Source organism: Pseudomonas sp. KH_046_2 (assembly GCF_057838985.1).
Genome location: NZ_CM174480.1, coordinates 787,501 through 800,738 on the forward strand (window position 1 = coordinate 787,501; position 13,238 = coordinate 800,738).

At 60.7% G+C, this 13,238-nt stretch carries 5 protein-coding genes and 2 rRNA genes (1 of these 7 running past the window's edge); all 7 read left to right on the plus strand.

The window, feature by feature from the left end; translation table 11 throughout:
* A 23S ribosomal RNA gene (locus tag AC3IX1_RS03540) occupies positions 1-1,553 on the plus strand; it begins 1,341 nt to the left of the window's first position.
* A gap of 149 nt (positions 1,554-1,702) precedes the next feature.
* Positions 1,703-1,818 (plus strand): 5S ribosomal RNA (gene rrf, locus AC3IX1_RS03545).
* A 213-nt stretch (positions 1,819-2,031) separates the two neighbouring features.
* Positions 2,032-5,481, plus strand: coding sequence for an exodeoxyribonuclease V subunit gamma (recC, locus tag AC3IX1_RS03550; RefSeq protein WP_489387154.1), 3,450 nt, complete (start codon positions 2,032-2,034; stop codon positions 5,479-5,481).
* A complete protein-coding gene (gene recB / locus AC3IX1_RS03555) occupies positions 5,481-9,170 on the plus strand; it encodes an exodeoxyribonuclease V subunit beta (protein ID WP_489387155.1) in 3,690 nt (1,229 codons plus the stop codon). Before recC ends, recB begins: the two co-directional genes overlap by 1 nt.
* Complete coding sequence (gene recD, locus AC3IX1_RS03560) at positions 9,167-11,275, plus strand: exodeoxyribonuclease V subunit alpha (RefSeq protein ID WP_489387156.1); 2,109 nt, start codon at positions 9,167-9,169, stop codon at positions 11,273-11,275. Before recB ends, recD begins: the two co-directional genes overlap by 4 nt.
* A 118-nt stretch (positions 11,276-11,393) precedes the next feature.
* Entirely contained in the window at positions 11,394-11,969 is a 576-nt protein-coding gene (yfiR, locus tag AC3IX1_RS03565) for a regulatory sequestration protein YfiR (RefSeq protein ID WP_489387157.1), read from the plus strand.
* Positions 11,966-13,234, plus strand: coding sequence for a diguanylate cyclase DgcN/YfiN (gene dgcN, locus AC3IX1_RS03570; RefSeq protein ID WP_489387158.1), 1,269 nt, complete (start codon positions 11,966-11,968; stop codon positions 13,232-13,234). Before yfiR ends, dgcN begins: the two co-directional genes overlap by 4 nt.
* Positions 13,235-13,238 lie beyond the last annotated feature (4 nt).

Here is a 13,238-nt window from a genome sequence, read left to right on the forward strand (position 1 = left end):
TAAGGCGAGGCTGAAAAGCGTAGTCGATGGAAAACAGGTTAATATTCCTGTACTTCTGGTTATTGCGATGGAGGGACGGAGAAGGCTAGGCCAGCTTGGCGTTGGTTGTCCAAGTTTAAGGTGGTAGGCTGAGATCTTAGGTAAATCCGGGATCTTAAGGCCGAGAGCTGATGACGAGTGTTCTTTTAGAACACGAAGTGGTTGATGCCATGCTTCCAAGAAAAGCTTCTAAGCTTCAGGTAACCAGGAACCGTACCCCAAACCGACACAGGTGGTTGGGTAGAGAATACCAAGGCGCTTGAGAGAACTCGGGTGAAGGAACTAGGCAAAATGGCACCGTAACTTCGGGAGAAGGTGCGCCGGTGAGGGTGAAGGACTTGCTCCGTAAGCCCACGCCGGTCGAAGATACCAGGCCGCTGCGACTGTTTATTAAAAACACAGCACTCTGCAAACACGAAAGTGGACGTATAGGGTGTGACGCCTGCCCGGTGCCGGAAGGTTAATTGATGGGGTTAGCTAACGCGAAGCTCTTGATCGAAGCCCCGGTAAACGGCGGCCGTAACTATAACGGTCCTAAGGTAGCGAAATTCCTTGTCGGGTAAGTTCCGACCTGCACGAATGGCGTAACGATGGCGGCGCTGTCTCCACCCGAGACTCAGTGAAATTGAAATCGCTGTGAAGATGCAGTGTATCCGCGGCTAGACGGAAAGACCCCGTGAACCTTTACTATAGCTTTGCACTGGACTTTGAATTTGCTTGTGTAGGATAGGTGGGAGGCTTTGAAGCGTGGACGCCAGTTCGCGTGGAGCCAACCTTGAAATACCACCCTGGCAACTTTGAGGTTCTAACTCAGGTCCGTTATCCGGATCGAGGACAGTGTATGGTGGGTAGTTTGACTGGGGCGGTCTCCTCCTAAAGAGTAACGGAGGAGTACGAAGGTGCGCTCAGACCGGTCGGAAATCGGTCGTAGAGTATAAAGGCAAAAGCGCGCTTGACTGCGAGACAGACACGTCGAGCAGGTACGAAAGTAGGTCTTAGTGATCCGGTGGTTCTGTATGGAAGGGCCATCGCTCAACGGATAAAAGGTACTCCGGGGATAACAGGCTGATACCGCCCAAGAGTTCATATCGACGGCGGTGTTTGGCACCTCGATGTCGGCTCATCACATCCTGGGGCTGAAGCCGGTCCCAAGGGTATGGCTGTTCGCCATTTAAAGTGGTACGCGAGCTGGGTTTAGAACGTCGTGAGACAGTTCGGTCCCTATCTGCCGTGGACGTTTGAGATTTGAGAGGGGCTGCTCCTAGTACGAGAGGACCGGAGTGGACGAACCTCTGGTGTTCCGGTTGTCACGCCAGTGGCATTGCCGGGTAGCTATGTTCGGAAAAGATAACCGCTGAAAGCATCTAAGCGGGAAACTTGCCTCAAGATGAGATCTCACTGGGACCTTGAGTCCCCTGAAGGGCCGTCGAAGACTACGACGTTGATAGGTTGGGTGTGTAAGCGCTGTGAGGCGTTGAGCTAACCAATACTAATTGCCCGTGAGGCTTGACCATATAACACCCAAGCAATTTGCGTCGAAAGGCCAGATTGCGGTGTGTGAAGACGAAAGAACCGAAAGTTCGAAGCTCACAAAACACCGAAGCTATCACATACCCAATTTGCTGAAGCGAGGCCAGCCGGTCACGACTCAGTACCCGAATTTCTTGACGACCATAGAGCGTTGGAACCACCTGATCCCATCCCGAACTCAGCAGTGAAACGATGCATCGCCGATGGTAGTGTGGGGTTTCCCCATGTGAGAGTAGGTCATCGTCAAGATTAAATTCCGAAACCCCAATTGCGAAAGCAGTTGGGGTTTTGTTTTTGGCCGCCGTGTAGGAGCGAGCTCGCTCGCGATGGTCTTTAACGATGACACTGGCTGTCTGATGCCACCGGGCGTCCAGAAGTTTTTCGCGAGCAAGCTCGCTCCTACAGCAAGTCGCCTTCAATGCTAAAGTCGTCCCTCGATTTGTATTTTCCAAGGAAGCCTTTATGCCGGACGCGACGTCCCTCAGTGCTGGTTTTATGGTGGTTCACGGCAACCGCCTGGACGAGTTGCGCAGCCTGGTGGTCAGCTGGATGCGGCGCTACCCGCTGGCTCCCCTGGAGAATGAAATCGCGTTGGTGCAAAGCAATGGCATTGCCCAATGGCTGAAGCTGGCACTGGCGGAAGATTCCGAAGAAGACGACATGGGAGGCTGCGGCATCGCTGCCGCCATCGACGTGCAGTTGCCCGGCAGCTTCATGTGGCAGCTCTATCGCATGGTCCTTGGCCGCGACGAAATTCCGGTCAAGTCCCTGCTCGATAAAGCCCCGCTGACCTGGCGTCTGATGCGCCTGCTGCCGCAGTTGATCAACCAACCGCACTTCGAGCCGCTGCAGCGATTCCTGACCCATGACACCGACCTGCGCAAACGCTATCAACTGGCTGAGCGTCTGGCGGATCTGTTCGACCAATACCAGGTGTACCGAGCCGACTGGCTCGAAGACTGGGCGGAAGGTCGCCATCAAACAAGAAGCGCCAGGGGCGAAGCCAAACCCCTGACCCCGGCCAATTGCTGGCAGGCAGAGTTATGGCGCGCACTCTTGCTGGATGTGGGAGCAGAAGGGATGGCGCAAAGCCGTGCCGGTGTCCATCAGCGATTTGTTGAACGTATCAACAATCTCGAAACAGCCCCCAAGGGATTACCCTCGCGAGTGATCGTTTTCGGGATTTCTTCCCTGCCTGCTCAAGCTCTGGAAGCACTGGCGGGACTGGCACGATTCAGCCAGGTCCTGCTTTGCGTACACAACCCGTGTCGTCACCATTGGGCGGACATCGTCGCCGATAAAGACCTGTTGCGGCATCAATACAAGCGTCAGGCCCGCAAGAGCGGCATGCCGGTAGTGATCGATCCGCAAACCCTGCATCAGCATGCTCACCCGCTGCTGGCCGCCTGGGGCAAGCAGGGGCGGGACTACATCAACCTGCTCGACAGTTACGACGATCCCAGCAGCTATCGTTCGGCCTTCCGCGACGGGCGCATCGACCTGTTCAGTGATGGTCAGCCGCTGAACGTGCTCAACCAGTTACAGGACGACATCCTCGAGTTGCGCCCCCTCAATGAGACTCGGGAGCGTTGGCCGGCTATCGATCTTGAGCAGGACGAATCGATCCGTTTTCACATCGCCCACAGCGCCCAGCGAGAGGTCGAGATCCTCCACGATCAACTGCTCGCGCGCTTCAGTGCCGACCCGAAATTGCGGCCCCGGGACATCATCGTGATGGTCCCGGACATCGACAGCTATGCACCGCATATTCGTGCCGTGTTTGGTCAGCTTGACCGCCAGGATCCGCGCTTCATTCCGTTTACCCTGGCTGACCAGGGCCAGCGTGGTCGCGATCCATTACTTATTGTCGTCGAGCACCTGCTCAAGCTGCCTGACAGCCGATTCCCCGTCAGTGAGATTCTCGATCTGCTGGATGTCCCCGCGCTACGCGCCCGTTTTGCTGTTGAGGAGCGTGACCTGCCGACGCTGCACCGCTGGATCGAAGGTGCCGGCATTCGTTGGGGGATGAATGCCGAGCAACGTGCCGGGCTCGGGCTGCCCAATGAACTTGAGCAAAACAGCTGGCGTTTCGGCTTGCGACGGATGCTGCTCGGTTATGCCGTTGGCGGCGCCGATGCTTATGCGGGTATCGAACCCTACGACGAGATCGGTGGCCTGGACGCTGCGCTCATCGGTCCGCTGGTTGCGTTGCTCGACGCGCTGGAAGTGGCTCACCACGAACTCTCTCAGCCAGCATCGCCGGGGCAATGGGGCTTGCGCTTGCAGGCATTGGTGCAGTTGTTCTTCCTTGCCGGTAACGAACACGATGACTACTTGCTGGCCCAGCTCGAAGAGCTGCGCGAGACCTGGCTCGAGACCTGCGAATCCGTCGGGTTGCTGGATGAATTGCCGCTGACCGTTGTCCGTGAAGCCTGGCTTGCAGGTCTGGATCAGGGCCGTTTGTCCCAGCGTTTTCTGGCCGGCGCGGTCAACTTCTGCACCTTGATGCCCATGCGCGCCATCCCGTTCAAACTGGTGTGCCTGCTGGGCATGAATGACGGCGATTATCCGCGCGCGCAGCCGCCACTGGATTTCGACCTGATGGGCAGTGATTACCGTCCGGGTGACCGCTCCCGGCGCGAAGACGACCGCTACCTGCTACTGGAAGCCTTGCTGTCGGCAAGGGATCAGCTCTACATCAGTTGGGTGGGCCGCAGCATCCGCGATAACAGCGAGCGGCCTGCGTCGGTGCTGATCGGTCAGTTGCGTGATCACTTGGCCAGCGGTTGGCGATTGCTGCAAGGCGACGAGGATCTGCTGGAAGCCATGACCCGGGAACACCCATTGCAACCCTTCAGTGCTCGCTACTTTCACGACGGGGATGAGTCGTTCAGCTATGCCAGCGAATGGCAGGTGCTTCATCAGGCGGCAGAGCAACAGGCAAGCGCCGAAGTGCTCGCGCCTCACGTTCAGGACGAACCACTGAGTCTCGGTCAGGTGCAGGATTTCCTGCGCAATCCGGTACGGCATTTTTTCAGCCAGCGACTGAAAGTCTTCTTCGAGGCGGCGGAAGTGCCGTTGGCCGATGAAGAGCCCTTTGTCCTGGATGCGTTGCAGCGTTACAGCCTCAGCGACCGTTTGCTCGAAGCGGCGCTGGCGGATCCTGGAAATACCGGGCAGGCACTGGAGGATCAGGCGAAACGTTTGCAGAACAGCGGGCTGCTGCCCATGGCCGGATTCGGTGAGTGCCTGCAACGGGAGTTGATCGAGCCATTGCCTGACTTGCTGCAACGTCACCAACAGCTCCTGGCGTTGTGGCCAACACCCCTCAGCAGCGCGTTGCCCGTCAGTCTTGAACTGCAAGGCCTGCACATCGAGGGCTGGCTCAGCGGCCTGCATCAGCGTTCTGATGGTGGTTTGTTGTCTGTCACAACGATCCCCAACAGTATCGGCTCGATCAAGTCGCGCAAATGGCATCGGCTGACACGCCCGTGGGTCAATCATCTGATGGCTTGTGCCAGTGGCATGGCGCTGACCACCGCACTGGTGGCCAGCGACGACAGCCTGTTGCTCGGTCCGCTGGACCAGTCCACGGCGCGGACAATTCTCGGTGACCTGTTGATGGCATGGCAGTCGGGGATGCGCCAGCCTCTGCCGATCGCCGTCAAGACAGCCTTCGCGTGGCTGGGGCAAACCGACCCGGTCAAAGCCGAGGCCGCTGCGCGCAAGGCCTATGAAGGGGATGGGCAGACGACGGACGGAGAACGCCGCGAAAGCCCGGCACTGGCGCGCCAATTCGCCGATTACGATGCCTTGGTCGCCGACGAGACGTTCCCCCAGTGGTGTGATGCGCTCTATCGCCCGCTTCTTGAAGCACCCTGGCGTTCACTGTCCAGCGAGGAGTCGCGCTGATGAGCACGAAGACACCGCTGGCCCTGGCATTCCCGCTGCGCGGCAGCCAGCTGATCGAAGCCAGCGCCGGGACCGGCAAGACGTTCACCATTTCCGCGTTGTACCTGCGCCTGGTGCTTGGCAATGGCGGGGAGGAGAGTGGCTTCGGACGTGAGCTGTTGCCACCGCAGATCCTCGTCGTGACGTTCACCGACGCCGCGACCAAAGAGCTGCGCGAACGCATTCGCACGCGGCTCGCCGAGGCCGCACGATATTTCCGCGATGAAACACCGGCCCCCGACAGCCTGATTGCCGAGTTGCGTGATCAGTACTTGCCCGAGCAATGGCCCGGGTGCGCAAACCGTCTGGATATCGCTGCCCAGTGGATGGACGAGGCGGCGGTGTCGACCATCCACAGTTGGTGCCAGCGCATGTTGCGCGAGCACGCGTTCGACAGCGGCAGCCTGTTTACCCAGACCCTGGAAACCGACCACAGCGACTTGCTGGGGGAAGTCCTGCGCGATTACTGGCGGTTGTTCTGTTACCCGATGCAAGGTGACGCCTTGAATTGGGTGCGCAGCAATTGGGGCGGGCCGGCGGCGCTGCTGCCGCGGATTCGTGCGCTGTTCGCCAGCGAGCGGGATGCGCATGAAGGGAAAGAACCCGCCGAAGTGATTTCGCAATGCCTGCAAGAGCGGCGGGCGGCCCTGATCGAACTCAAGAAACCCTGGCTGCAGTGGGCGGACGAGTTGCTTGTCATCTGTCACCAGGGCGTTGCGACCAAGGCTGTCGACGGTCGCAAGATGCAGGCACGCTATTTCGAGCCCTGGTTTGAAAAGATCAAGGCCTGGGCCGAGGACGAATCCCTTGAGCAACTGGATATCGGCACTGGCTTCACTCGCCTGACCCCGGATGGCATGGCTGAAGCCTGGAAGGGCGAAGCACCTCGACATCCGGGGCTCGATGCGATGGCCGGCCTCAAGGCCTGCCTCGATGGGTTGCCAACGCCTGATGCCGCCGTACTGCAACATGCGGCCCGCTGGGTCGGGGCACGATTCGAGGAAGAGAAGCGCCGCCGCGCGGAAATGGGTTTCGACGACATGCTGCTGCGCCTGGATGCGGCCTTGCAGTCCGATGGCGGTGAGCGACTGGCAACCCTGATTCGTGAACAGTTTCCGGTCGCCCTGATCGATGAGTTCCAGGACACCGACCCGGTGCAATACCGGATCTTCGAGAGCATCTACCGCATTGAAGAGAACAGCCCCGAGTGCGGTCTGTTCCTGATCGGCGACCCGAAACAGGCCATCTACGCTTTTCGCGGCGCCGACATCCATACATACCTGCGCGCCCGCCAAGCCACCACCGGCCGCCTGCACACCCTGGGCACCAACTTCCGCTCAAGCCATGGCATGGTCAACGCGGTGAACCATGTGTTCGAGCGCGCCGAAGCCCGGGAGTCAGGACGCGGCGCTTTCCTCTTCCGGCAGAAGAATGGCGACAACCCGGTGCCGTTTACGCCGGTTGCCTCCCAGGGCCGCAAAGAAGTCTTGCGCATCAATGACCAGGCAATCCCAGCCTTGAACATCTGGCACTTGCCGGCCGAACAACCGTTGTCCGGTGCGGTGTACCGGCAACTACTGGCGGCTGCCTGCGCCAGTGAAATCACGGCATTGCTCAATGGCGGGCAGCAGGGGCAAGCGGGGTTCACCCAGGACGGCAAAGCCTTCAGGGGCCTGCTGCCGGCGGACATCGCCATCCTGGTGCGCGACGGCAAGGAAGCGCAGGCGGTTCGTGCGCAATTGGCCGCCCGTGGCGTGCGCAGTGTTTACCTGTCGGACAAGGACTCGGTGTTCGCCGCCCAGGAGGCGCATGACGTGCTGACCTGGCTCAAGGCCTGCGCCGAGCCGGATGTCGAGCGACCGCTGCGAGCCGCATTGGCCAGCATCACGTTGAACCTGTCATTGACGGAACTTGAGCGGCTGAATCAGGACGAGTTGGCCTGGGAAGCCCGGGTCATGCAGTTCCGGGGCTATCGCGAAGTCTGGCGCAAGCAGGGCGTACTGCCGATGCTGCGACGCTTGCTGCACGACTTCCGCCTGCCCCAGGCGCTGATCGCCCGCAGTGATGGCGAGCGCGTGTTGACCAACCTTCTGCACCTTTTCGAACTGCTGCAACAAGCCGCCGCCGAACTCGATGGCGAGCAAGCCCTGATCCGGCATTTGTCCGAGCATCTGGCGTTGTCCGGGCAGGCTGGCGAAGAGCAGATCCTGCGTCTGGAAAGTGATGAGCAACTGGTCAAGGTCGTGACCATTCACAAGTCCAAAGGCCTTGAGTATCCGTTGGTGTTCCTGCCGTTCATTTGCTCGGCGAAACCGGTGGATGGCAGCCGCCTGCCGCTGCACTACCACGATGAATCCGGCAATGCCCAGGTCACGTTGAAGCCGACGACAGAACTGATTGCCCTGGCTGACGATGAGCGTCTGGCCGAGGATCTGCGCTTGCTTTATGTCGCCCTGACCCGGGCGCAACACGCCTGCTGGCTGGGGGTGGCCGACCTCAAGCGCGGCAACAACAATGGTTCGGTGCTGCATCTGTCGGCATTGGGTTATCTGCTGGGCGGCGGTGCGCCGTTGGCCGACTCCCCGGCGTTGCAGCTTTGGTTGCGGGACCTGCAACAGGACTGCCCGGCGCTGGCCTATGCCGAGATGCCTGAAGCGACAACAGAGCACTACCAGCCACCGCAAAACGACGCGGCGTTGCTGGAACCGCTGGTTCCGAAACGCAAGGCCAGTGAAAACTGGTGGATCGCTTCCTACAGCGCGCTACGCATTGGCGACACCCTGAGTGTCGGCACCGACGAGGCGCCGGAGAGCCCGCAGGCGCAAAAACTGTTCGATGACGAACGCCTTGACCCGCTGGCCCCCAGGGAAGTGGTGGCCGGTGGCGGCGATATCCATCGCTTCCCGCGCGGCCCGAACCCCGGCACCTTCCTCCATGGCTTGCTCGAATGGGCGGGGGGCGAGGGATTTGACGCGGCACCACAAGAGGTGATCGACGCCATTGCCCGTCGCTGCAACCGCCGAGGCTGGGAGGGCTGGATCAGTACCTTGAGCGACTGGTTGCAGCATTTGCTCAAGTCGCCGCTGCAACTGGGCGGCGGTCAGGCACCGGTGATATTCGGCCAGTTGACGCAGTATCAGGTCGAGATGGAGTTCTGGTTCGCCAGCCATAAGGTCGATGTGCTCAAGCTCGATGCGCTGGTGTGCCAATACACCCATAACGGCGTGGCCCGGGTCGCCGCGGAACCGGTGTTGCTCAACGGTATGTTCAAGGGCTTCATCGACCTGACGTTCGAGCATGACGGCCGCTACTACGTTGCCGACTACAAATCCAACTGGCTCGGCGTCGATGATGCGGCCTACACCGCGCAGGCCATGGAACAGTCGATTCTCGACAATCGTTATGACCTGCAATACGTGTTGTACTTGTTGGCCCTGCACCGCCAGCTCAAGGCGCGGCTCGCCGATTACGACTACGACCGGCATGTCGGCGGTGCGTTGTACCTGTTTTTGCGCGGTACCCGTGCGGCCAGCCAGGGTGTGTTTTTCGCCCGGCCGCCAAGAGAGCTGATCGAGCGTCTGGACAGACTGTTCCAGGGCAAGCCAGAGCCCAAGGCCGAGCCCGCCTGGGAACAGGGAGTACTGTTATGAGTCGCACATTTGCCGATTTGTTGCCCACATCGCTGGCAGCCGAAAGCCTGGCCGATCTGGCGCCGCTGAGTCGTGCCGACGACTTGCTGTTGTTGCTCACGCGTTGGGTCGAGCGTGGCTGGTTGCGCGCGCTGGACAAAGCCTTTGTGGCATTTCTGCATGAACTGGCACCGGAAGATGATCCACTGGTGTTGCTGGCAGCCGCGCTGACCAGCCATCAATTGGGCCACGGGCATGTCTGTCTCGATCTGTTCGAGACGCTGAAAGAACCGGACTTCGCCCTGTCGCTGCCACCCGAAGGTGACGTGCAAGGCGGCGCGATGCTGTTGCCCTCGCAATTGCTGGGATCGCTGGACGGTGCTCATTGGTGCAAGGTGCTGGCCGCCAGCAACCTGGTCGCGCTGGCCGCTGACAGTCGTGACAACGTGCGCGACCGGCCTTTGGTGTTATCGGGCAAACGCTTGTACCTGCGCCGCTATTGGGCGTACGAGCGGCGGATCGACCTTTCGCTGCGCGAGCGTCTGACGGAACACGAATCCACGCCGAACGACTTGCTCCAGCGCCTCACCGGACTGTTTGGTCCCGCCCGGCCGGGTGAAGTGATCGACTGGCAGAAGCTGGCCTGCGCCCTGGCGACGCGCAGCGCTTTCAGTATCGTCACGGGGGGGCCGGGAACCGGCAAGACCACCACCGTCGTGCGCTTGCTGGCGTTGCTCCAGGCGCCAGCGGTCGAGGCTGGCATGCCCCTGCGCATTCGCCTCGCCGCGCCGACCGGCAAGGCCGCGGCGCGTCTGACGGAATCCATCAGCCAGCAAGTCCGGACCTTGAAGGTCACGGAGGACGTTCGGGAAAAGATCCCGTCCGACGTCACCACCGTTCACCGTCTGCTCGGCAGCCGGCCCGGGACTCGTCATTTCCGCCATCACGCGGGCAATCGCCTGCCGCTGGATGTGTTGGTGGTGGACGAGGCCTCGATGATCGACCTGGAAATGATGGCCAACCTGCTCGACGCCTTGCCGGCCCACGCGCGCCTCGTGCTGTTGGGTGACAAGGATCAACTGGCTTCGGTAGAAGCCGGTGCGGTATTGGGGGATCTGTGTCGCGACGCGGAGGCTGGCTGGCACAGCCCGCAGACACGCCAGTGGCTGGAAGCCGTCAGTGGCGAAAACCTGCAGGCCAGCGGCTTGCAGGAGGACGCGCAGGGCACTCATCCATTGGCCCAGCAGGTCGTTATGTTGCGCCATTCCCGGCGATTCGGTGAAGGCAGCGGCATTGGCCAACTGGCTCGCTGGGTCAACCAGCAGCAACCCGAAGAAGCCCGCAAGTTGTTGTCTGCGCGAAGCCATGACGATGTGTATTGCCTGGTCCTCAAGGGGGAGCAGGATCGGACCCTGGAACGCTTGCTTCTCGACGGCCATGGTGAGGGCCCGCAGGGTTATCGACATTACCTGAGCGTGCTGCGTAATCAGCGGCCGCCACTGGACAGCCCGCTGGAAGATTCGCGCTGGATTGATTGGGCTCGACAAGTGCTGCAGGCCTTCGACGCGTTCCAGTTGTTATGTGCCGTACGCAAGGGACCGTGGGGTGTCGAGGGCTTGAACCAGCGGGTGACGGAGGCATTGCTCCGGGCGCGGCTGATCGACAGCGACCAGCAGTGGTACGAAGGTCGCCCTGTCCTGATGACCCGCAACGATTACGGTTTGGGTTTGATGAACGGCGATATCGGCATCGCCCTCAAGCTCCCGGAGCAGGAGGGGCCCGGGGCTGGAAAACAGGTTCTGCGTGTGGCGTTCCCACGCAATGATGGCCAGGGTGGTGTGCGATTTGTCCTGCCCAGCCGCCTGAATGATGTCGAAACCGTGTACGCCATGACCGTGCATAAATCCCAGGGCTCGGAGTTCGCACATACCGCGTTGATTCTTCCCGATGCCTTGAATCCGGTACTCACCAAGGAACTGATCTACACCGGAATTACCCGGGCCAAGGACTGGTTCACCTTGATCGAGTCGCGTACGGGGGTGTTTGAAGAGGCGGTGAAACGCCGGGTCAAACGCTTGAGCGGACTGATGCTGGAGCTCAAGGACGGCAGCGAGCCGACAGGCTGAAAGGTCAGTAACGGTTGTAGGAAAATGTCCGAGGCTGCGTAGTACGTGGCCTCGCTGGCATTTCGTTGCTGTGCTATCGTTGCGGCATCATTTCGCTACGGTCAACGAGTATCCCTGCATGAAGGTGGCTGTCAGGACGACAGAGCGCGTCGTTGGCTGTAGAAGAGCGCTGCTGGCCATCCTTCTCTGTCTGCTGGCCAGCGTCGCTTTCGCTCAATCGCAAGCCCCGGTGGGCATGGCGGACCAACGCGCCAAAGCGGTTACCCAGGTGGTTCTCGGAATCCTCAGCTATGCCCGCTGGCCCGTCGAGCCTTTGCTGCTGCGCTTGTGCCTGGTCGGCCCTACCGAATACACCGACGACCTGGTCAAGGGCACGACCCAGGCCACCGGTCGACCTGTCGCGGTGCAGCGTTTTTTGGCCGACAACCCCTCGATTGTCAGTGACTGCGATGCGGTTTATATCGGCAAACTGACTGGCGAAGAACGCAGTCGATTGTTTGCCGCGCTGATCGGGCATCCGGTGCTGAGCATCAGTGAGAGCGACGAGCAATGCACCGTCGGCAGCCTGTTTTGCTTGCGGGTCAGCGACGAGCAGGTGTCGTTCGAGGTCAATCTCGACTCTGTCGCCCGCAGCGGCGTACGCATTCATCCGAGCGTGTTGCAACTGTCCCGCCGCAAGCCGGCGGCGCCATGAAACTACTGACACCGGGCAGCCGCCCGACTTTGCATTCGGTCATCGGTCGCGGCAATTTGCTCGTTGCGCTGGTGGGCGTCGCCATGGCCAGTGTTTCACTGACGTTGCTCGGCGTGCTGGCCTTGCGCGTGTACGCCGATCACAACCTGCACCTGATCGCACGCTCGATCAGCTACACCGTGGAAGCCGCGGTGGTGTTCAACGACAAACCCGCCGCCACCGAAGCGCTGGCGTTGATTGCGTCCACCGAAGAGGTGGCCGACGCCCAGGTATTCGACCGGCAGGGCCAGTTGCTGGCCCGCTGGCAACGACCGGAAACCGGTTGGGTGTCTGATCTCGAATTGCACATCGCCAAAGCGTTTCTGGAAGAACCCATGAGCATGCCGATCCTCCATCAAGGGCGGGAAGTCGGCAGCATCAGGCTCACCGGTCATGGCGCCAGCCTGATGCGCTTTTTGCTCAGCGGTCTGGTGGGCATCGTAGTGTGCACGGCCATCAGTGCCTGGGTTGCGCTCTTCTTGGCGCGCCGACAACTTCGCGGGATCATCAAGCCCCTGCGCAACCTGGCCGCCGTCGCCCACGCCGCGCGCAGTGAACGCGCCTTCGACAAGCGCGTGCCGCCCGCCGACATTGCCGAGCTCGATAATTTCGGCAACGACTTCAATGCCCTGCTCGATGAACTCGAAGCCTGGCAGTCGCACCTGCAAAGCGAAAACGAATCCCTGGCTCACCAGGCCAGCCACGACAGCCTCACCGGATTGCCCAACCGGGCGTTTTTCGAAGGTCGCCTGATGCGCGCGCTGCGCAACGCCAACAAGCTCGGTGAGCGAGTGGCGGTGCTGTTTCTCGACAGCGATCGCTTCAAGGAAATCAACGACAGTTTCGGCCATGCGGCGGGCGATGCGGTGTTGGTGGCCGTGGCCAATCGGGTTCGGGCGCAATTGCGCGAAGGCGACCTGGTGGCGCGCTTGGGTGGCGATGAATTTGCCGTGCTGCTGACGCCACTGCACAAGACCGAAGACGCCGAACGGATTGCCGACAAGATTCTGGCCAGCATGGACATGCCGATTCCATTGCCGGACAGCACCCAGGTATTGACCTCCCTCAGTATCGGCGTCGCGGTGTACCCGGATCATGGCGCAACGCCGGGTGCCCTGCTCAACGCCGCCGATGGCGCGATGTACCAGGCCAAGCGCCTGTCCCGAGGCGCACAGTACACGGCAGGGTCGGAGCACCCTGCCGCCGATGTTCAAAACAGGAGCTGATTTA

Bases quoted from the DNA above. Each gene is read 5' to 3' on its own strand.
- recC (WP_489387154.1), top strand. From the start codon at position 2,032: ATGCCGGACGCGACGTCCCTCAGTGCTGGTTTTATGGTGGTTCACGGC.
- recB (WP_489387155.1), top strand. From the start codon at position 5,481: ATGAGCACGAAGACACCGCTGGCCCTGGCATTCCCGCTGCGCGGCAGC.
- recD (WP_489387156.1), top strand. From the start codon at position 9,167: ATGAGTCGCACATTTGCCGATTTGTTGCCCACATCGCTGGCAGCCGAA.
- yfiR (WP_489387157.1), top strand. From the start codon at position 11,394: ATGAAGGTGGCTGTCAGGACGACAGAGCGCGTCGTTGGCTGTAGAAGA.
- dgcN (WP_489387158.1), top strand. From the start codon at position 11,966: ATGAAACTACTGACACCGGGCAGCCGCCCGACTTTGCATTCGGTCATC.